Raw genomic sequence first — 20,808 nt, 5'->3', positions numbered from 1 at the left:
CATGATCGCCGCATTCCTGCTGCTGGCCGCGCAGGCTAGCCCCGACGCGGCCCTATTGCGACGCGTCGAACGCGTGCTGGAGCGCAGCCCGGTGATCGACGGGCATAACGATCTGGCCTGGGAAATCCGCGAACTGCACGACGCGAAGGTCGAGGCGGTCGATCTTTCCGTTGACACTGCGCGGCTGCCGGACCCGTTGCAGACCGACATTCCTCGCCTGCGCGAAGGTCATGTCGGCGGCCAGTTCTGGTCGGTCTACATCCCCGCCGATGCGCCAGAGCCGGTCAGAACGACGCTGGAGGAGATCGATATCGTACGCCGCTTCGTTGCGGCCAACCCGGCGACGTTCGAACTCGCCACCACCGCCGCGGATATTCGAAGGATCGAGAAGGCCGAGCGGATCGCCTCGCTGATCGGCGTCGAGGGCGGGCACCAGATTGATGGGCGGCTGTCGATGCTGCGCCAATATCGTGGGCTCGGTGTGGCCTATATGACCCTGACGCACGGCAAGAGCCTGAACTGGGCGGACAGCTCGACCGACACTCCGCGTGCCAACGGTCTGAGCGACTTCGGGCGGCAGGTGGTCGCCGAGATGAACCGGATCGGGATGATTGTCGACGTGTCGCACGTGTCCGACGCGACGATGGCGGCGGCGCTGGCGGCGACCAAGGCGCCGGTGATCGCCTCGCACTCCAGCGCGCGGGCGATCGCCGATGCGCCGCGGAATATCCCCGACGACCTGCTCCGCGCGATCGGCGCGAACGGCGGCGTGGTGATGGTGAACTTCTATCCCTCGTTCCTGTCAGGCGAGTGGCGGGCCTGGGATGTCGCACGCTCGGCCTATGCGAAGTCGGTCGGCGTTCCGGCGAACGTTTACGGCGCGAAATCGCCTGTGCCGTTGGCGACCTGGGACGCGGCGCATCCGGAGCCTAAGGTCACTGCCGCGACGGTCGCCGATCATATCGAGCATATCGCGAAGATCGCCGGTCACGATCATGTCGGGATCGGCGGCGATTTCGACGGTATCCAGGGGACCGGGCCGATCGGCTTGAAGGGTGTCGACGGCTATCCGCTGCTGTTCGCCGAACTGGCGCGGCGCGGGTGGAGCGATGGCGACATGGCGAAACTGTCCGGCGGCAACGTCTTGCGCGTCATGGAACGGGCCGAAGCGGTCGCGAAGAGCATGGCAGGTATGCCGCCCATCGACGCGACCGACGTGGCGTCTCGGTAGATCGGGTTCCCGTTCCCAAGTCGGAGCAAAGCCGGACTTCTTCTCCCCTCCTTGGAAGGGAGGGGGCGGGGGTGGGTCTGGTTCCGCGAATACCAGGGCTGATGACTCACACTCGCCAACCCACCCCCAGCCCCTCCCTTTCAGGGAGGGAGAGTTCGCCCTTCAAGGATCCGGCATCCGCTGCGGCACCGGCGGCTCGACCACCAGCGGCGGCACCGTACGCAGCACAAGCCCGATCACCAGCGCGGCCACGCCGAGCAACAGGCAGAATGCCGTCACCCCCGGCCACCCGGCATGCGTCCACGCGAATCCACCTGCCGATCCGAGCACGCTCGACCCCATGTAATAGAAGAACAAATAGAACGCCGCCGCCTGTCCGCGCGAGCCCTGCGCCCGCCGTCCCACCCAGGCGCTCGCGATCGAATGGGCACCGAAGAAGCCGATCGTCACCACCGCGATCCCGGCGATCACTAGCACCAGCGGCGTCATCGCGGTGAGCGCGACGCCGGCGATCAACAGCACGACCGGGATCCAGAATACCTTCCGCCGCCCGAGCCGCCCCGCTAGCGTCCCGAACTTGGCCGAACTCACCGACCCCAGCACGTACAGCAGGAACACCCCGCCGACCGCCGCCTGGCTGAGGCCGTAGGGCGGGCTCATCAACCGGAAGCCCGCGTAATTATAGATCGTGACGAACACGCCCATCAGCAGGAACGCCTCGAGATACAGCAGCGGCATCGCACGATCGGTGAACAGCGATCCGGCACTCCGCAGCAGCGCACCCGGCCGTCCGACGCTTGGCGTGAAATTGCGCGAGAGCGGCGCGAGCCGACGGAATGCCTCCGCCATTGCGAGGCCGGCGACGCCGACTGCGGCGAGTGCCCAGCGCCAGCCTTCGAGATCGGCGACGATGCTCACGACCAGCCGCCCCGCCATCCCGCCGAGTGCGCTGCCCGCGATATACAGCCCCATCGCCGCGCCAACCGCGCCCGCATCGACCTCCTCCGCGACATAGGCCATCGCCACCGCCGGCACGCCCGCGAGCGCGACGCCGGTCAGGAAGCGCAACACGAGCAACCCGCTCCACCCCGGCACGACCGCCGCCGCCAAGGTCAGCGCCCCCGCCGCGAACATCGCCGCGATCATCAGCGGACGCCGGCCGACGCGGTCCGAGACGAACCCCGCGAACAGGATGCCGATCGCGAGCGGTCCGGTCGCGAGCGACACCGCCAGCGACGCAGCTTCCGCAGTCAGGCGATACTGCGCAGCGAACAGCGGCAGCAACGGCTGCACCGAATAGAGCAGCGAAAAGGTCGAGAACCCTGCGAACAGCATCGCCAACGTCAGGCGACGATAGGCGGGCGTGCCAAGAGCGATAGGCGCTTCAGAAGCCACTCAGGAAGCTCGCAACGTTGTGCCCCAGTGCAGCGACCGCGTAGCCGCCTTCCATGACGATCGCGGTCGGCCAGCCCCGTGCGGCGATATCTCTGGCCAGCACCGCATAGTCGGGCATGGTCAGCTTGAAGTGCGAGATCGGATCACCCTCCCACGTGTCCGCGCCAAAGCTGACGACCAGCAGGCCGGGGTCGAACGTGGCGATCGCGTCGAGCACGGTCGTCTGCGCGGCCCGAAATGCATCGATCTGCGTGCCGTGTGGCAAGGGAAGGTTCAGCGTGGTCCCGACTCCTTCGCCTTCGCCGGTTTCGTCGTCGTGGCCCCAGTAGAACGGATAGTCGGTCTTGGGATCGGCGTGGACCGATGCATAGAACACGTCGCTCCGGGCATAGAAGATGTCCTGCGTGCCGTTGCCGTGGTGATAGTCGATGTCGAGGATCGCGACGCGGGCGACACCGGCGTCGCGCGCGGCCTGCGCGGCGATCGCGGCGGTGTTGAGGTGGCAATACCCCCCGCAATAGTCCGCGCCGGCGTGGTGGCCGGGCGGGCGGCACAGCGCGAACGCGGCGCGGTCTCCGTCGAGTACGGCGTGCGTCGCGGCAAGTGCGGATTGCGCGCTGGCATAGGAGGCGGCCCAGGTCTCGGGCGTGATCGGCGTGGTCGCGTCGAAGCTGTGCGCGCCGATCAGCGCGTCGATCCGGGTGAGGTCGAGCGGACGGCGGCCGCGGATCGGGAAGGTGTAGGGGATCGCGTCGCCCTCGCGTCCGGCTTCGCGCCACAGTCGCGCCGCGTCCTTCAGGAACGCGACATAGGCGAACGAGTGGACGGCCAGGATCGGCGCCTCGCCCCGATCTTCCGGCGCCTCGACCGGACCGAGCGCGCGGAGGATCGCGTCGATCCGCGCGGGCGTCTCGGCATAGGCGGTGAACGCGCCATTGTGCAGTTCGCGCGCAGGGGCGTGGGTTCGCTGGGGGTCGTCAAAGAACAGCCGCATGTTTGCTCCTTGGTGCGCGGTCACGAGGGAAGAACCAACCGATCGCGTCCTGGGTCCTACGGGATCTCGCGCGCCCGGCAAATTCGAAGGCTCAGAACAGCGCCAGTTGCCGATCGTCGTCGCCGCTCAGCAGCCAGCGCCCGATCACGTCGTGCCGGGTCCGGCCGACATGGCTGTGGACCAGCACGAACGCATCCACGTCCCAGCCGATCGGCGCAATGGGTTGCGTGAACGACACGCCGTCGCGGTAGCCGAGCGTCATGTGCGGACTGAACCGATAGCCTTCGCGGGCGCGTAGCCCTGCCGCCTCGCGTGCCACCGCAATCCGCTGATGCAGTGCCGCGAGCGAGGCGTTCTTGTGGCGCGGACGCAGGGCGATAGAGCGATCGCTGCCGACCGCGGTATCGAACTGGAGTGCGAATGGCGCCCCTTCGACCGCATCGCCGATCGCTTTCAGGTCGCGTTCCAGCGTGGTCGAGACGCGATCATGGTCGTCGAGGATATCGATCGTCACGTGCAGATGCTCGGGGCGCAGCTTGTCACGGTCGGTCTCGAACCACGACGCTGCGGCGGTGATCTGGCGCGCTAACGGGAGTGGCGGGCGGAGCGCGAAGAACAGGCGGTGACGAGCGAGCGGTCGATGAAACATGCCGGTTTCCGAATTGGGTGAGGCAGGCTTGTTGCTAATATGTTCCACTGCTTTCGTCTAGTTAGCGCGCGCGATCGGAGGGCTCCATCCACACCCCGGCGGAAGCCGGGGCCCAATTGGAAAGGTCATAGTAACAAAGCGTGGAGGCCAGTTAGCAACGTCGCCCAATTGGACCCCGGCCTCCGCCGGGGTGGTGCATCTTTGCTAGCTCGCCCTTCTACCGCGCCAACGCTTCCGCGATCAGTTTCCGCGAGTTCGCGACCCCGTACAGCGCGATGAAGCTCCCCATCCGCGGCCCCTGCTCGGACCCGAGCAACGTCTCGTACAACGCCTTGAACCAGTCGCGCAGGTTCTCGAACCCGCCGGTCTTGCCGATCTCGTAGACGATGTTCTGGATATCCTCCGCGCTCGCCTCAGCCGGCAACGCGGCGAGTTCCGCATCGAGCCGGTCCAGCGCCGCGACCTCGACACCCTCGGGCGCGCGGCGCTTCAACATCGGCGCGACGAAATCGCGACTATAGGCCAACGCATAGCCGATCAGCCGGTCGAGCTCGGGGTATTTCGCCGCCGACGCATCGGGCACATAATTGGCCAGATAGCCCCAGACCTGATCCTTGCTCGCGTCGCCCATCACGCCGACGAGGTTGAGCAACAGTCCGAACGTCACCGGCAACTCGCCAGTCAGCAACTTACCGTCATGAATGTGATGCACCGGATTGCCGAGCTTCTGCTTCAGGTCCTGGCCCGCATAATTGCCGCGGAACTGCCAATATTCGTCTACCGCGCGCGGGATCACGCCCATGTGCAACGACTTCGCCTTCTTGGGCTCGCGGTACGCGTAGAAGGCCAGCGATTCCTCGGGACCATAGGTCAGCCACTGCTCGAGGCTCAGACCGTTGCCCTTCGACTTCGAGATTTTCTCGCCATTCTCGTCGAGGAACATCTCGTAGTTGAAGCCCTCGGGCGGGCGGCCGCCGAGCACGCGCGCGATCTTCGACGACTGGGTGACCGAATCGATCAGGTCCTTGCCTGCCATCTCGTAATCGACGCCGAGTGCGACCCAGCGCATCGCCCAGTCGACTTTCCACTGGAGCTTGGCCTTGCCGCCGAGGACGCTTTGCTCGATCCGCTGGCCCTCATCCTCGAACGCGATCAAGCCTGCTTCGGCATCGATTACTTCGATCGGCACCTGCAATACGATGCCGCTGGTCGGCGAGATCGGCAGCACCGGCGAATAGGTCGCGCGGCGCTCAGCCCGCAGCGTCGGGAGCATCACGTCCTGGATGCCCTGGAAGTGACGGAGCACGCCTTTCAGCGCCTCGTCGAAGCGGCCGGACGTGTAATATTCAGTGGACGACGCAAATTCATAGTCGAAGCCGTAGCGATCGAGGAATTCGCGGAGGATCGCGTTGTTATGCGCCGCGAAGCTCGAATGCGTCCCGAACGGATCGGGGATCTTCGTCAGTGGCTTGCCGAGATGCTCGCGCAGCATGTCGCCGTTGGGAACGTTGTCCGGAACCTTGCGCAGCCCGTCCATGTCGTCCGAAAACGCGATCAGGCGCGTCGGCGTGTCGCTCAGCGCGTGGAAGGCGTTGCGCACCATCGTCGTGCGCAACACCTCGTTGAACGTGCCGATATGCGGCAGGCCCGACGGTCCGTAGCCCGTCTCGAACAGCACCGGGTCGCCCGACTTACCGTTCGGATAGCGCTTGAGGAGTTTGCGCGCTTCCTCGTACGGCCAGGCTTTGGATTCGAGGGCGGCGGTGCGGAGTTCGTCGGTCATGATGCAGCGCGACTAGCGCGTGCACTCCGATCCGTCACCCCCACCGCCGCTCGCGACTCAGCGGCAACGATCCTTTGCGGTGATCGTCCGGTCGACCGCACGGCCACCGAGCGCACCCGCTGCACCGCCGGCCAGCGTGCCGAGCAAGCCGCCGCCGACCGCATTGCCGAGCACTGCGCCACCGACGCCGCCTGCGACGAGGCCGGTCGTGCCGCTCGAATGACGGCAACGCTTGGCGCGATAACGACGGTCATGGCCGCGATATTCGCGCTTCGAGCGGGCTTCGGCCTTGCCCGTGGGGATCACGGCAGCCGCCGGAATTGCGAGCGAGAGCGCGCTCAGCGCCATGAGAAATTTCCGCATGATGATCGTCCCTGCTGATGTAGGTAAAGTTTGGTATCGATGAGTGCGCAACGCACGTGGACCGTGCCGGTTGCGTAACGGCCGATAAGGGTGAGTTTGTTGGTGGAGGTTTGCACAACCGCGAGGGGTGCAGCACATCAGGCTGAAACCGCCGAAAGCGTGTTTCCCCGCGAAGGCGGGGATTCAGACTGGGCTCCCGCCTCCGCGGGAGAACAAGCAGCGAATGGTTGCCCTTTCGTTCTCATTGCAGCAAGGTCGCGCAGTGCTTCGCTATCCTGCCCTCCACGCCAGCCACGCCGGCATCTGGATCGCGAACGCCGAGGGCACGCGTCCGATCGGACGGGGCGAGGCGATCCGGATCGCGGCCGATACGCCGGTCATCATGCTTAATGCGCCGCTAGTCGGGCAGCGACTCGGCTATCCCGACCTGTCGGGGCTCGACCTGCTCGAACTCTACGCGTTCCTCCGCCCCGCACAGTTCGCCGTGCCGACGCCGAAGGGGATTGCGCGGGTTACCGGGCTCGACGTGCCGAGTGAGGATGCTGAGGTTGCACCGTTTCTGCTGCGTGCGGCTGAGGCAATGCTGGCGCTTACTGATGGCGACTGGCCCGAGCGCGAGGGCGCGTGGACCGCGGCGCAGTCGCTGTTCCGCCTCCGCTGGCCCTGGGCGCCGGTCGTTGCCGAGCGATTGAAGAAACCCGCGGTCAACGAACGCTGGCTGTTCTCGTCGCTCCCCGAATGGGAGGAGCACGCGCCGCGACCCGCCCCGCGTACCGTGACGATCGAGCCCGGCGATGCCGAAGCGCGGCTCGTCGACCTCACCGGCCACGGCGCCGAGGAACGTCCCGGCCAGCGCGCCTATGCCGGCGCCGCCACCGCCGCCTTCGCGCCACGGGCGATGCGCGACACGCCCAATCTCGTCCTCGCCGAGGCGGGCACCGGGATCGGCAAGACGCTCGGCTACCTCGCCCCCGCGTCGCTATGGGCGGAAAAGGCCGGCGGCGCGGTGTGGATTTCGACCTACACCAAGACGCTGCAGCGCCAATTGGGCCAGGAAACCGCGCGCCTTTATCCCGACGCCGCTATCCGCAAGGCGAAGGTCGTCACGCGCAAAGGCCGCGAGAACTACCTCTGCCTGCTCAATCTGGAGGACGCGCTGCAAGGCGGGTTCGCAGGCCGCGCGGCGATCCTCGCACACCTCGTCGCGCGCTGGGCCGCGTATAGCGCGGACGGCGACATGGTCGGCGGCGACCTGCCGGGCTGGCTGCCGACGCTATTCCGCCGCAACGGCTCGACCGCGCTGACCGACCGGCGCGGCGAGTGCGTGTATGCCGGCTGCCCGCACTACCGGAAATGCTTCATCGAGCGCGCCGCCCGCGCCTCGTCCGACGCCGACATCGTCATCGCCAACCACGCGCTGGTGATGGTCAACGCCGCACGGGGCCGCGAACTCGCGACCCGGCCGACGCGCTACGTGTTCGACGAGGGCCATCACATCTTCGACGCCGCTGATTCGATGTTCGCGACCGCGCTGACCGGCGCGGAGACGATCGAACTCCGCCGCTGGATACTCGGCCCCGAATCGAGCGGTCGCGGACGCCGGCGGGGGCTCGCCGCACGCCTGTCCGATCTCGCCAGCTATGACGAACAGGGCGCGCGGGCAATCAGCGATGCGGTGACCGCAGCGGGCGCACTGGCGAGTGACGGCTGGCTGCAACGCCTCGGTGAAGGCGCGCCGTTCGGACCGATCGAGACGCTGCTCGCCGCCGTCCGTGGCCTCACCTACGCGCGGGCCGAACAGCCGGGCGACGCAGGATACGGGCTGGAGACCGAACTCGCCGAACCCGATGCGACGCTGATCGAAGCCGCCGCGCCCGCCGCCGCAGCCCTCGACGCACTGGTCCGCCCGCTCGTGACGCTCGGTCGCCGCCTCGAAGCCGTGCTAGCCGAGGCACCCGACTGGATGGACGCGCCGGCCCGAGCGCGAGTCGAGGGCGCGATCGCCTCGATCGGCTGGCGCGCGGAGACGGTGGCGTCGTGGCTGTCGCTTCTCGCGCGCGTCGGTGGACCCGTCGACGGCGATTTCGTCGACTGGCTCGCGGTCGACCGGATCGAGGGCCGCGAGTTCGATATCGGCCTCCATCGCCACTGGCTCGACCCGACCCGGCCGTTCGCCGAGATCGTCCTGAAGCCCGCGCACGGTGCACTGGTTACCTCGGCGACTCTGACCGGCGGCGGCGATTGGGAAGTCGCCGAAGCTCGGAGCGGTGCGCCGCATCTCCTGCGCCCCGCCGCCCGGTTCGAGGCGAAGAGCCCGTTCGATTATACGCGGCAGGCCGAAGTGCTGATCGTCACAGACGTGAAGCGCGGCGATATCGGCGCGCTCGCCAACGCCTATGCGCAGCTGATCGTCGCCAGCCGCGGCGGCACGCTTGGGCTGTTCACCGCGATCCGGCGCCTGCGCGGTGTGCATGGGCGCATCGCCGATCGACTCGCGCGTGAAGGCCTGCCGCTTCATGCGCAACACGTCGATCCGATCGATACCGGCACCCTGGTCGATATTTTCCGCGACGATCCGGGGGCATCGTTGCTCGGCACCGATGCACTGCGCGACGGCGTTGACGTGCCCGGCGAGTCGCTGCGGCTTGTCGTGATGGAGGGCGTGCCCTGGGCGAAACCATCCGTCCTGCATGCCGCACGCAGGCTCGCGGGCGGCGGTTCGGCGTATGACGACCGGCTCGTCCGCGCGCGCCTCGCGCAGGCGTTCGGCCGGCTTATCCGCCGCGCCGACGATTCCGGGGTGTTCGTGATGCTGTCCGCCGCGATGCCCTCGCGCCTGCTAAGCGCGTTCCCGCCGGGCGTGCCGATCGCGCGCGTCACGCTCGAAGAAGCGGTGGCCCGAGTCGCAAGCCGGCTTTCCTCTAGCCCGCGCGTAGGGCATGAAAGCCGCGAACCGGCTCGAGGATTGCCATGAAGACGTTGACGCTGTTGCGCCACGCCAAGTCCGGCTGGGACGATCCGGTCGCGCGCGATTTCGATCGCCCGCTTAACGCCAAGGGCAAGCGTGCCGCGGCGATGGTCGGTCGGCACATGCGATCGCTAGGGCTTACGTTCGATCATGCGATCGCGTCGCCGGCGGTGCGGGTTTCGGAGACGTTGGAGCAGATCGAATCGGGCTATGGTCGGACGATCGCGCCGGACCTGGATCGGCGGGTGTATCTGGCTTCGGCTGCGACGTTGCTGGATGTGGTGCACGGGTTTCCGGCCGAGGCGGACAGCGCGTTGCTGGTCGGGCACAATCCTGGGTTGGAGGATCTGGTGCTGATGCTGGTCGCGGATGGGGCCGATCCGCTGCGCGACGCGGTCGAGGACAAGTATCCGACGGCCAGTATTGCGGAGCTTCAGTTCGAGGGGGAGTGGGGCGATGTTGCGGCGGGTACGGCCCGCCTGACCCGCTTCATCCGCCCCCGCGATCTCGATCCGACTTTAGGGCCCGACGCGGACTAAATCATGTTCCCGGGAGAACAAGGAGGCCGAGGTTGCCCCAAACACGCACCACCCCGTCGAAGGCCGGGGCCCAATTGGAGAGGTGGTTGTAACGGCGGACCGCCCTACCTCACTATCGGCCCCCAATTGGGCCCCGACCTTCGCCGGGGTGGTGCAAGTTTTTGGTAAACTAATCTCGAACAAGTCCGAGACCGCGCCGCCGCTCAGTTCTTCCCCGCCATTCTCGCCTTGAGATCCGAGAACGCATTCGCCGGCCGGAACTCGTCCTCGCTGATCACCCCCGCCGCCGCCAGCGCCGCTGCCGCGTTCGGCCCGCGCGGAAACGGGTTGATCGACAGCGCCAGCGTATCCGCCGCCGCCTCGCCAAGATCGATCGTCCCCCCCTCGATCGCGACCGTATCGAGCGCATCGTCTGACAGTTCGACCTCGTCGCCCTCCGAAACCAGCTGATCGACGAACAACAACGCAACCGGCTCGTCGATCTGCGTATCGAGCGGCTCGTCGGTCACCGAACACGCCTGCACCGCCGCGCCAGTCACGCGCCCCTTCACGACGATGCCACTGTCGGTGCGCTTGATCCCGAGTCGAGCGTCGAGTCGCGTTATCGAGAGCAGCGCAAACCGCTTCGCCAGCGCCGCGCGCTCGTCCTCGGTCGCGGCGATCTCGACGATCCGCTCGCGCTCGCCGATCGTGTCGAGGCGTTCGGGACGGCTGAACTCGGGCTTCACGGCAATTCTCCAGATAACAGATGTGGTAGTGGCGTCGCAGCCAGCCCCGCATGAAACGTCATCACCGACTCGCGGACATGCGTCAGCGCGGCATCGTCGGGCGTCACACCCCGGTACAGGTTGCGCACCAGCGCCGGCGCGATATCGCCCGCCGCCAGCCCGTCGCGATATGCACCAAGACGCCCGCCGAGCATGCTCATCATCTTGCCGATATGCTTGCCGACGATGATGTCGCCGATCCCGATTTCCCGGAGCTGCCCATCCATGTCGTCGACGAAGCGTTCCGCCAGACGCGCCGCGGGTTCGCCGCCAGCGGGCTCCGTCTCGAGCCGCAGCATGACGATCGCCAGCAACGTCGCGATCATGTCGAAGCGACCGTCGACCGTGTCCGGCACCGCGCCCTCCCGATACCAATGCTCCGCACGCGCTCGACCGACGACGGCGTTGTACAGCGGCAGCGCCTCGTCGGGCTTCTCGCCGAGCAGTCTTCCCAACCAGCTCAAAATCTATCGTCCTCAACACGAAGCCGCGCTTCGGCTTGTTTGCCCGCGCATCCTCGCATATCGAGGCGATCGGCGGCCGATGCAATCGCGTGGGACCCGTCACGTGTTTTCGCGTGCCCCGGTTGGGAGTTTATATGAGCGTGTTTTCCGCCCGTACGGGTCTCGCCGCCGCACTTGCGGTCGCCGCATTGGCCAGTGGGGGCTGCACCCAGTTGCGCTCGCACCAGGGCTATGTCGTCGATACCGACCTCGTCAATTCGGTCCAGCCGGGCGTCGACAACCGCCAGTCGGTGCTCGCAACGCTGGGCAAGCCGACGCTCGCCGGCCAGTTCGACCAGGGCGACTGGTATTATCTTGCGCGCGACAGCCGCAACCTCGCGTTCCGCAATCCGCGGCCGAACGCGCAGATCACGCTGCAGATCAGCTTCGACCAGAAGGGCACCGTCACCGCGATTCGCCGCGGCGGGCTCGACCAGGTTGCCTCGATCGCACCCTATGGCAAGAAGACCCCGACGCTCGGACGCGAGCGCGGTTTCTTCCAGGATCTATTTGGCAACATCGGCACGGTCGGCGCCGCGGGTGCGGGCGGTGGCGGCAATGGCAGCAACACCGGCGGCGGCGGTCGCAACCAGCCGTAGCGTATAGGCTTCCGGTGAAACCTTCGGAGGACGGTTAGGCCGCACCGTGTGCCAGAGCAACGGTGCGGCCGGGCCGGGCATCATCGGCGCCGATCCCGAAAGGGGGGAAAGGGATCATCGTCGTAACGCACGTTTGACGCGATGGTTCGCCTTGCGGTGCCGTAATTTGCGAAAACAACAAACATCCGTTCTCGATAAGACTATATCCGTTACGACGGTGACTTTGCGGTACCCTCCGTCCGGGGGTGTGGTTTGGGCGAGTCGCTGTGGATCATCGACGCGTCCGCGCGAGAGATGCTGCTGTTTGCGGGCGTCGGGCTGTTCCTTGGTGGTATCGACGATCTCCTGATCGACCTGATCTATTTCGGTAACAGGATCAGGCATGGTGGCCGGCCTCGCCTGACCCTCGCCACTCTGCCGTCGCCGTGCATCGCAGGACGGATCGCGGTGTTCGTCGCGGCGTGGGACGAGGTCGCGGTGATCGGTGGGATGCTGACGACCGCGCTCGAGCGCTACGACCACGAGTATTACCGCATCTATGTCGGCGCCTATCCGAACGACCGGGGGACGATCGACGCGATTGCCGCGGTTGCCGAACGCGACGCGCGGATCCGGCTCGTAATCGGGCCACGCAACGGGCCCACGACCAAGGCCGACTGCCTCAACACCCTGTGGCATGCGCTGTGTCGCGACGATCTGCGAAACGACGCGGAGGGCGATCGGCCGACCAAGGCGGTCGTTATTCATGATGCCGAAGACGTGGTGCACGCGCAGGAATTGCGCGTCTTCGACAGCCTGATCGAGCAGTATGACGTCATCCAGCTCCCCGTCCTGCCGCTGGTCCACCGCGGTGCGCGGCTGGTGTCGGGACATTATGCCGACGAGTTCGCCGAATCCCATGCCAAGCAGATTGTCGTCCGGACCGCACTGGGCGCCGCGATGCCGCTGGCCGGCACCGGCTGTGCGATCGCACCCGCCGTCCTTGCGAAGATTGCGCAGGCACGGGGCGGCGATCCGTTCGACGCCACCAGTCTGACCGAGGATTACGAGCTGGGTTTGCGGCTCGCCGAGCTTGGCGCACGAGGCATCTTCGCGCGTGTCGCGGCGGACGACGCCGGGACGGTGGTCGCGGTGCGCGCGTATTTCCCGTGCACGCTCGGCGGCTCGGTGCGCCAGAAGACGCGGTGGATGATGGGTATCGCGCTGGCCGGCTGGGATCGTACCGGTTGGGGGCGGCCTCGCGCGGTCGCCGATCACTGGATGCGAATGCGCGATCGACGCGCGCCGCTGGCCGTCGTGATCCTCGCGGTGGGCTATCTGGCGGTGCCGATATGGGTGTTGTCGCTGCTGGCGCATGGCCAAGCCGGCGGGGCGTCGCCCTATGCGAACGGCGCCTACCCGATCGCGTTCTGGCTGCTCGTCGCCAATGGCGCGTTGCTTGCATGGCGGTTGATCGTGCGGATGATATTCACGGGACGCAGTTATGGCATGCGCGAGGCGATCTGGGCGCTGCCGCGGTTTCTCGTGGGCAACCTCGTCTCGCTGATCGCAGCGCCGCGCGCGGTGATCGTCTATATCGGCATGCTGCGCGGTGCCGCGCCGGTCTGGGACAAGACGCAACACGAGTTTCCCGACCTGCCGCCCGACGACGTCGTCACCGTCAACGATTCAGGCCTCGCCGCCGCCGCACGATGAGTGTCGGGCGCCCGCTGCGCTTTCTCGCATTGGCATTAGGCGGATGGGTCATGGTCCGCGTGGCGTTGTTGTTGCCGGAGGTAGCCTCGCTTCCACCGTCGGACATGGTCCCACGGGTTGTCCAAGTGCTAGTGCCGAAAGTTGCCGCAGCAGTTTTCGCGGGACAGCGCGTGCCGCCGCGCCTTGCGATCGTCCCATACGGTGCTGTCGCACCGCCGATGGTCTTCAAGCCGCGACCATGGCAAGCATCAACAGCTATGCCGCCGGTGTCAGTACAGCGAGATCTTCCGGATCTTCCAGCTGCGGCAGAGACACAGACTCAGGCATACGCCATTCCGTCGCCGGTAGCGCCGCCTTTGGTCGCCAACGGGCCAAGTCGTCTCACTGGAAGCGCATGGCTGCTCGCGCGTGGCGGTCCCGCCGGTACGGTGTCGGGCGGGCAGCTCGGCGCATCGCAGGGTGGTTTGCGACTGGCCTACGCGCTCGGCAGCCAGCGCAAGGTCGCGCTGGTGGCGCGCGTCGCCACACCGCTCAAAAGCGCCGGACGGGAGGCCGCACTCGGAATCGAATGGCAACCGACGCGGCTGCCGATCCGCCTCGTCGCCGAGCAACGGTTCGCGCTCGATGGTGGACGTGGCGGACCGACGATCGGCGTAATTGCCGGCTATGGTCCGGGCGACGTCGCACCCGGTCTCCGCCTGGAAGCGTACGGTCAAGCTGGCGCGATCGGGCGAGACGGGATCGAAGGCTTTGTCGATGCCTCTGGACGACTTACGCACCCGATCGGGACGCTCGCCGGGGCAAAGGTCGATGTCGGTGTCGGTGTGTGGGCAAGCGCGCAACGCGACGCCGAACGCTTCGACATTGGCCCCTCGATCGTCGCCGCGCTGCCTGTCGCGCGCAAGACCATCCGCCTGACACTCGACTGGCGCGAACGCATCGCCGGCGGCGCGCGTCCGGGCTCTGGACCGGCCCTGTCGATCGGCAGTGACTTCTGAGCGGTCGAGCCTAGCCCCGCCCGCGCAATCCGGTGTAATGCTGCGGCCGTGGATCTGTATCTCCCCGTCGCCAACCTGTCGGTCAACGCGCTCGTAATCATCCTGCTGGGCGGGGGCGTCGGGCTGTTGTCGGGGATGTTCGGCGTCGGCGGCGGCTTCCTGACGACGCCGCTGCTGATCGTCTACGGCATTCCACCGACCGTCGCCGCTGCCTCGTCCGCGAGCCAAGTGACCGGCGCCAGCGTCTCGGGCGTGTTCGCGCATTTCCGCCGCAAGGGCGTCGATACCAAGATGGGCGGGGTGCTCGTCGCGGGCGGCATCCTCGGCTCGTTCTTCGGGGCATGGCTGTTCCGCCTGCTCCAGCAAAGCGGCCAGATCGATACGGTAATCGCGATCGTCTATGTCGTGATGCTCGGCTCGATCGGCGGCCTGATGGCGAAGGAATCGATCGGCACGATCGGCCGCGCGCGGACCGGCCGGCCTCCGAAGGCACGCAAACGCCGCCATCACCCGCTCGTCGCCGCGCTACCGCTCAGGACGCGCTTCTACGCATCAGGCCTGTATATCTCGCCGCTCGCACCGCTGTTGCTGGGGTTCTTCACCGGCATCCTCACGATCCTGCTCGGCATCGGTGGCGGCTTCATCCTCGTCCCTGCGATGATCTACCTGCTCGGGATGGCGACGTCGGTGGTGGTCGGCACGTCGCTGTTCCAGACGCTGTTCGTGACCGCGGTCGCGACCATGGTGCACGCGACCACCACCAAGGCCGTCGACATCGTGCTGGCGGCGTTGCTCCTGCTCGGCTCGGTGGTGGGGGCGCAGGTCGGCGCGCGGTTCGCGACCAAGTTCCGGCCCGAATATCTTCGCCTTGGACTTGCGGTCATGGTGCTGCTGGTCGGCGCACGCATCCTGCTCGGACTCGTCTGGCGCCCCGAGGAGATCTTCTCGGTCGCGCTGTCGTGAAGCCGGGCTGGTTAGTTCTGCTCGCGCCATTACTGATGGCGCAGGCCAAGCCCGTGCTCGTCCCAGACGTGTCACAACGCAATATCGAGATCGCCTACAGCTTCACCGGTGCCGAGCTGCTGCTGTTCGGTGCGATCCTCTATCCCGGCGGCCGCCTGCCGACCGGTGAGCAACCCACCGACATCGTGGTCGTCGTCAAGGGTCCGACCCAGTCGATCCTGATGCGCGAGAAGGAGAAGGTCGCCGGTATCTGGGTCAACGCCGCGCGCCTGCGATACCGCTCCGCCCCCAGTTTCTACGCGATTGCCTCGTCCAAGCCGATCGACCGCCTCGTCGACGACCGGACGCGCGCGATCTACGAGCTCGGCCTCGACAGCCTGCAATTGTCACCCGCGTCGAGCGCACCGGCGCCGACCCAGGATCGTTTTCAGAAAGGGCTCGTCGACCTCAAGCGCCGCGCCGGCCTGTATTACGAGGCACCCCGCGCGGTCGAGATCACCGACGGCGTGCTCTACCGTGCGCGCGTGTCGATCCCCGCCCGCGTGCCCGTCGGACGATTCACCGCGGAGACGTTCCTGATCCGCGACGGGCGGGTCCTGGCGGCCGCGGTTCGCGACATCGACATTCGCAAATCGGGCTTCGAGCGATTCGTCGCCCGCGCCGCAGACCGTTCGGCGGTAACCTACGGGCTGGTCGCGGTCGCACTGTCGGTGTTCCTCGGCTGGGCAGCAGGCTGGATCGCGCGCAGGGTTTAGCGCGTCGCAGCGACCAAACGCGCACCAACGCACCGGTTTTCTCAGCAAGTTCAACGCCATCGTCATCGGATATTTACAATTATCGCGGCAGGGTCGGTCCGAAATGACTGGAGACCTTGCGGCTATGAGCGACATGCCGGGACCTGGCGCATTTTTGCGCGCAGCACCCCTGACGGGCGGATTCGCGAGCGTGAGCGCCGCAGCGGCACCGGTCGGCGTGGTCTTCGCGATCGCCGGATCGAGCAGCCGCATCCTGCTCGATAGGGCTGCGATCGCGGTGCTGCATGACGATTCCGATCCCGTCGTCGCAGCGGCCGGACAAGTCGGCAGCCAGATCAAGATGCGTGTCGGCGCGACGTGGCTGGTCGCCAACATCCGCTCGCTCAAGCTGGAGGATGCCGCCGGGACCTGCGTCGCGGCGGAGATCGACTATCTCGGCGAAGGCGACGAGGACAAACTCACCGGCAAGCTCTATCGATTCCGCCGCGGCGTGACGCGCTATCCGATGCCCGGCTGCGAGGTGTTCCCGATCACCACGGCCGACCTGCAACAGGTTTATGCCGCCGACGACCGTGCGAACATCACGATCGGCACGGTATATCCGACGACCGATATCCCCGCTGCGCTGTATGTCGATGCGATGCTCGGCAAGCATTTCGCGCTCGTCGGTTCGACCGGCACTGGCAAGTCGACCAGCGCCGCGCTGATCCTGCACCGCATCTGCGAACTCGCGCCGCAGGGGCATATCGTGATGATCGACCCGCATGGCGAATATGCCGCGGCGTTCAAATCGAACGGGGCGATCTACGACGTTTCGAACCTGCAGATGCCGTATTGGCTGATGAACTTCGAGGAGCATTGCGAGGTCTTCCTGACCAGCAGCGGCTCCGCGCGGCAGTTCGATGCCGACATCCTCGCCAAATGCCTGCTCGCCGCGAAGGCGAAAAGCCGCCTCGGACAGGAAATCGCAAAGCTCACCGTCGACGCGCCGATACCCTATATGCTCAGCGACCTGACGACGATCATCAGCGCCGAGATGGGCAAGATGGACCGCGCCGGCGACACCGCGCCCTATCTCCGGCTCAAGGCCAAGATCGACGAGATCAAGGCCGATCCGCGCTACGGGTTCATGTTCTCAGGCATGCTCGTAGCGGACACGATGGCAAGCTTCCTTGCCCGCATCTTCCGCCTGCCCGGCGACGGCAAGCCGATCTCGATCATCGACGTGTCAGGCGTGCCGTCGGATATTACGTCGGTGGTAGTCGCGGTACTCGCGCGGATGACGTTCGACTTCGCGATCTGGTCGCGCAACGAACCGCAGCGGCCGATCCTGCTCGTCTGCGAAGAGGCGCATCGCTACATCCCGGCAGGGCAGGAGGCAAACAGCTCGGTCGGGCGCATTCTCGGCCGCATCGCCAAGGAAGGGCGCAAATACGGCGTATCGCTCGGGCTTATCACGCAGCGTCCGTCCGATCTCGCTGAGGGCGTGCTGTCGCAGTGCGGCACGATCATCGCCATGCGCCTCAATAACGACCGCGACCAGGCCTTTGTCCGCGCGGCGATGCCCGAAGGCGCGCGCGGCTTCCTCGATTCGATACCCGCGCTACGCAATCGCGAATGCATCATCTGTGGGGAGGGCGTGACAATCCCGATCCGCGTGAGCTTCGACGGATTGGAGGAATCGAAGCGACCGGCGTCGGGCGATCCGCTGTTCTCCGAACTGTGGCGCGACGTCGGCGGCGAGGACCAGATCATTGGTCGCACGATCCAGCGCTGGCGGGCTCAGGGCAAGTAGCGGAAAACCGGCCTATCCGTCGGCGCCCGTCAGCCGCTCCCAATTGCCGTGCGCGAAGCCGGCCCGAGTGGCATCGTCGAGCGTTACCTCGTCGAGGAAGCGCCGCGGTGCGCCGCCCTCGCGGTACTGGTAGGGAAAATCGGTCGAGAACAGCAGGCGTTCGGGACCAACGATCTCGAGGCAGCGCAGCAGATACGCTTCGCTCCACATACCGCTGCCCGTCACGTACAGATTGTTGCGCGCATAGTCCGCAAGAGGGCAGCGAAGATCGAGCGCACGTTCGAAGACCGCGGACGTCCGTTCCAGGTAGAACAGCACCACTTCGCCCCAATGGCCGAGGATGATCTGCAGATCGGGGAGTTCGTCGAACACGCCCGCCGCGGCCAGCCGTATCCATTGCAGCCCGGCCTCGTAATGCCAGCCCAGGCCAAACGCCGCGAGCGCGAGATCGGCCTTTTCGCTGATGCCCGAGTAATTGGCGTCGCGGACCGCCGCCAACGGGACCTGCGGATGGATGAACAGCGGAACGCCGAGTTCCGCCGCTTTCGCCAGCATCGGTCGCATGTCGGGATGATCGAGATGGCGCTCACGCGTCCGGCCACAGAGCAGCGCGCCCTTCAGGCCGAGGTCGCGGACCGAGCGTTCCAGTTCGCGCGGCGCCGCGTCGGCATGCGGGGTCGGCAAGGCGGCGAAACCCTGGAAGCGGCCCGGATGGCGAACGCACGTTTCGGCGATCAGGTCGTTGACGCGCTGCGCCATGTCGACGGCGGTAGCGGGCACAAGGTTGTGGAGTCCCGGCGTGGTCAGCGACAGGACCTGCACATCGACGCCCTGATCGTCCATCAGTGCCAGCCGGCCCTCGCTGAGATCGGCAAGGCGGGTGCCGGCCTCGCCGCCATCGGCAAAGGCGGACACCGGGTCATGCGGCGGCGGAGCGGCGCTCCACGCATCGCGCACGGCATGGGGCAGGATATGCTCTTCGATTGCTATCAGACGCATCGGCCATCTCGCGCTGGTGGTACCACGGGCCAACGAGCGATCGGCCGATAGGTTCGTTTCGAGTAGTGAAACGACGCCGGTCGCCTTGGTAGGGCCTACAGTGAATCGACCGCTTGGCCCTCGGCAATGCGACTGCTCTCAACGTGCCTCCGCTACCCGCCCACGCGCACGGCCAGCAATTGCGCCACCTTCGCCTTGAATTCGCACAGTTTCTCGCCAGACAGTTGCGCGACGTTCGCGAACGAGACCGAGCGCGGATTGATAGCCGCGCCGTCTTTCCACACTTCCCAGTGCAGATGCGGGCCGGTCGACATGCCCGTGGAGCCAACATAGCCGATCACCTGGCCGGCGCGCACCCGCGTTCCCGAGGACACTGCGATCCGGCTCATATGGCCGTAGCCGCTTGCCATCCCGCCACCGTGAACGAGCTTGACGAAATTGCCATAGCCGCCAGTCCGCCCGGCGAATTCTACGACGCCATCGGTCATCGCGTGGATCGGCGATCCGTACGGTGCGCCGATGTCGAGGCCCTTGTGCATTCGCGTGAAGCCCAGCAGCGGGTGGAACCGCATGCCGTAGTTCGACGTGATCCGGCCGGTGACCGGCATGCCAGAAACGGCACGGCGTTCGGTCTGCCCGTTCGCATCGAACCAGCCGCCGCGACTCGACTCGTCATCGGTATCGACGGTCGTCGCACCGGGTGCGAACCGCACGAGTTGCACTTTGCGTCGGCCCTGATCGATCCCGGCGAAGAGTAGGTCGCCCATCTGGGTCTCACCGGTTGCGGCACGCTCACGCTCCACGATGACGTCGAAGGTGTCCGCCGCCGTCACGTCGCGGCCGATCGAAAGCCGGGTCGAGATAGCCTTGATGAACGACTCCACGGCCTTTCCGGGAACACCGGCAGCACGCGCGGATCGGTACAGGCTGGAGCCGACCAGGCCCTGGATGCGCAACGGTGTCGTATCGACCGCGATCGGCTTGCGGTTCACGGTCAGCCCGCCCGCGCCGCGCGTCAGCGATAGCGCCAGATCGAACCGCGCGCGGAAATTAAGCTGCTCCAGCGGCCGCGCGACGGTGCGATCCGGCCGCCGCCCGAGCGTCAGCGCGATCCGCGTGCCCGCCGGGATGGCCTTCGGATCGACCGACTGCGCGACCAGCGCCGCCGCAGCCTCGGCGTCGTTCCGGCCAACGCCGGCGCGCATCAGCGCTCGGTCGAACGCATCGCCTTGGCCGAGCGTCGCTGACAGTTCGAGCGTCGGCCGTTCGGGCACGTCGGCGAGCGGCGCGACGAGATCGTTGGCTGCCATCCGCCGCCCGGTAGTCGCGCCTTGGCCGAGCGGCGCAATGCCCTGCGCCCGCGTTTCCTCCCACTCGGCACCAGCGAGCGTCGCTGGCACCGCACCGACCAGCGGTTTGAACCCCGGCGCCAGCATGACGGTCGCGGCACACAGCGCGGTGCAGGTCGCGAGACCGCGCCACCAGTCGCGACTACCGATCCGTGCGCCGAGATCGGGCACCCAGTCGATCCGCGAAGGCGCAGCATTTGGCGCGATATCCGATTGCCGATCGAGCGCACGACCAAAGCCGCGTGCCCCGCCGCCCGCCAGTTCCAGCGCCTGATCCTTCTGCAAATACACGCGTGCCCGCCCTGAAATCGTCCGAATTCTCGTGCGCCGTTTCATCCCCGGCGCGAGCGTCGGGTTGTGGCGAGGACATGCTAAAGTCAAATTAACCGGTGTGATTGTGAGGCTTGGCGGCGGCGGGGCGTGCTCGGGCCGGGGCGGACGAGATTTGGAGACGGATACGCTG

At 66.7% G+C, this 20,808-nt stretch carries 18 protein-coding genes; 9 read left to right on the top strand and 9 right to left on the bottom strand.

Translation table 11 applies throughout. From position 1 onward, the window contains the following. Window position 1: 1 nt before the first annotated feature. Window positions 2-1,231, top strand: coding sequence for a dipeptidase (locus tag AC1ME3_RS05145; protein WP_480955126.1), 1,230 nt, complete (start codon window positions 2-4; stop codon window positions 1,229-1,231). Window positions 1,232-1,393: 162 nt separating this feature from the next. Here the strand turns inward: AC1ME3_RS05145 and AC1ME3_RS05140 are convergent, their stop codons facing one another. The 5 genes from AC1ME3_RS05140 to AC1ME3_RS05120 all read right to left on the bottom strand — a co-directional run bounded on the left by AC1ME3_RS05140 (window position 1,394) and on the right by AC1ME3_RS05120 (window position 6,415). After that, the gene (locus tag AC1ME3_RS05140) at window positions 1,394-2,626 is read right to left on the bottom strand and encodes an MFS transporter (RefSeq protein WP_480955125.1); all 1,233 of its coding nucleotides are present in this window, start codon (window positions 2,624-2,626) and stop codon (window positions 1,394-1,396) included. Next, window positions 2,616-3,620 carry a histone deacetylase family protein gene (locus AC1ME3_RS05135; RefSeq protein ID WP_480955124.1) on the bottom strand — a complete coding sequence of 335 codons (1,005 nt, stop codon included), beginning with the start codon at window positions 3,618-3,620 and terminating at the stop codon, window positions 2,616-2,618. The genes AC1ME3_RS05140 and AC1ME3_RS05135 overlap by 11 nt, the downstream gene beginning before the upstream one ends. Before the next feature lie 91 nt (window positions 3,621-3,711). Next, the gene (locus AC1ME3_RS05130; RefSeq protein WP_480955123.1) at window positions 3,712-4,269 is read right to left on the bottom strand and encodes a 2'-5' RNA ligase family protein; all 558 of its coding nucleotides are present in this window, start codon (window positions 4,267-4,269) and stop codon (window positions 3,712-3,714) included. 217 nt (window positions 4,270-4,486) lie between these two features. Continuing rightward, window positions 4,487-6,052, bottom strand: coding sequence for a lysine--tRNA ligase (locus tag AC1ME3_RS05125; RefSeq protein WP_480955122.1), 1,566 nt, complete (start codon window positions 6,050-6,052; stop codon window positions 4,487-4,489). A gap of 57 nt (window positions 6,053-6,109) precedes the next feature. After that, the gene (locus AC1ME3_RS05120) at window positions 6,110-6,415 is read right to left on the bottom strand and encodes a hypothetical protein (RefSeq protein ID WP_056053958.1); all 306 of its coding nucleotides are present in this window, start codon (window positions 6,413-6,415) and stop codon (window positions 6,110-6,112) included. 223 nt (window positions 6,416-6,638) lie between these two features. Here AC1ME3_RS05120 and AC1ME3_RS05115 point away from each other — a divergent pair, with 223 nt between their 5' ends. Together AC1ME3_RS05115 and AC1ME3_RS05110 are read left to right on the top strand one after the other, a co-directional pair. Continuing rightward, the gene (locus AC1ME3_RS05115; protein ID WP_480955121.1) at window positions 6,639-9,389 is read left to right on the top strand and encodes an ATP-dependent DNA helicase; all 2,751 of its coding nucleotides are present in this window, start codon (window positions 6,639-6,641) and stop codon (window positions 9,387-9,389) included. After that, complete coding sequence (locus AC1ME3_RS05110; protein WP_480955120.1) at window positions 9,386-9,922, top strand: SixA phosphatase family protein; 537 nt, start codon at window positions 9,386-9,388, stop codon at window positions 9,920-9,922. The genes AC1ME3_RS05115 and AC1ME3_RS05110 overlap by 4 nt, the downstream gene beginning before the upstream one ends. A gap of 203 nt (window positions 9,923-10,125) precedes the next feature. On the opposite strand, the gene AC1ME3_RS05105 is transcribed toward AC1ME3_RS05110, so the two are convergent. After that, entirely contained in the window at window positions 10,126-10,650 is a 525-nt protein-coding gene (locus AC1ME3_RS05105) for a YceD family protein (RefSeq protein ID WP_480955119.1), read from the bottom strand. Further along, window positions 10,647-11,153, bottom strand: coding sequence for a ubiquinol-cytochrome C chaperone family protein (locus tag AC1ME3_RS05100; RefSeq protein WP_480955118.1), 507 nt, complete (start codon window positions 11,151-11,153; stop codon window positions 10,647-10,649). Before AC1ME3_RS05100 ends, AC1ME3_RS05105 begins: the two co-directional genes overlap by 4 nt. A gap of 134 nt (window positions 11,154-11,287) precedes the next feature. Between AC1ME3_RS05100 and AC1ME3_RS05095 the strand changes: the two genes are divergently transcribed. From AC1ME3_RS05095 to AC1ME3_RS05070, 6 genes are all read left to right on the top strand, one after another. Continuing rightward, on the top strand, window positions 11,288-11,791 hold the full coding sequence (locus AC1ME3_RS05095) for an outer membrane protein assembly factor BamE (RefSeq protein WP_480955117.1): 504 nt from the start codon (window positions 11,288-11,290) through the stop codon (window positions 11,789-11,791). Window positions 11,792-12,043: 252 nt separating this feature from the next. Beyond that, window positions 12,044-13,486 (top strand): glycosyl transferase family protein, encoded by a 1,443-nt coding sequence (locus AC1ME3_RS05090; protein WP_480955116.1) that lies wholly within the window; start codon window positions 12,044-12,046, stop codon window positions 13,484-13,486. Window positions 13,487-13,752: 266 nt separating this feature from the next. Continuing rightward, entirely contained in the window at window positions 13,753-14,484 is a 732-nt protein-coding gene (locus AC1ME3_RS05085) for a hypothetical protein (protein WP_480955115.1), read from the top strand. Window positions 14,485-14,532: 48 nt separating this feature from the next. After that, a complete protein-coding gene (locus AC1ME3_RS05080; RefSeq protein WP_056487904.1) occupies window positions 14,533-15,447 on the top strand; it encodes a sulfite exporter TauE/SafE family protein in 915 nt (304 codons plus the stop codon). Window positions 15,448-15,482: 35 nt separating this feature from the next. Continuing rightward, on the top strand, window positions 15,483-16,202 hold the full coding sequence (locus AC1ME3_RS05075) for a TIGR02186 family protein (protein ID WP_480955764.1): 720 nt from the start codon (window positions 15,483-15,485) through the stop codon (window positions 16,200-16,202). A 124-nt stretch (window positions 16,203-16,326) separates the two neighbouring features. Then, window positions 16,327-17,997, top strand: coding sequence for an ATP-binding protein (locus AC1ME3_RS05070; protein ID WP_480955114.1), 1,671 nt, complete (start codon window positions 16,327-16,329; stop codon window positions 17,995-17,997). 12 nt (window positions 17,998-18,009) lie between these two features. Here the strand turns inward: AC1ME3_RS05070 and AC1ME3_RS05065 are convergent, their stop codons facing one another. Next, complete coding sequence (locus tag AC1ME3_RS05065) at window positions 18,010-18,996, bottom strand: amidohydrolase family protein (RefSeq protein ID WP_480955113.1); 987 nt, start codon at window positions 18,994-18,996, stop codon at window positions 18,010-18,012. A 152-nt stretch (window positions 18,997-19,148) separates the two neighbouring features. Further along, window positions 19,149-20,636: a M23 family metallopeptidase gene (locus tag AC1ME3_RS05060; protein ID WP_480955112.1), complete on the bottom strand. Its 1,488-nt coding sequence runs from the start codon at window positions 20,634-20,636 to the stop codon at window positions 19,149-19,151. Window positions 20,637-20,808 lie beyond the last annotated feature (172 nt).

The organism is Sphingomonas sp. BL2 (assembly GCF_056680015.1).
The sequence above is the reverse complement of the archived record's forward strand: the minus strand, read 5'-3'. Positions and strand labels throughout refer to the sequence as shown.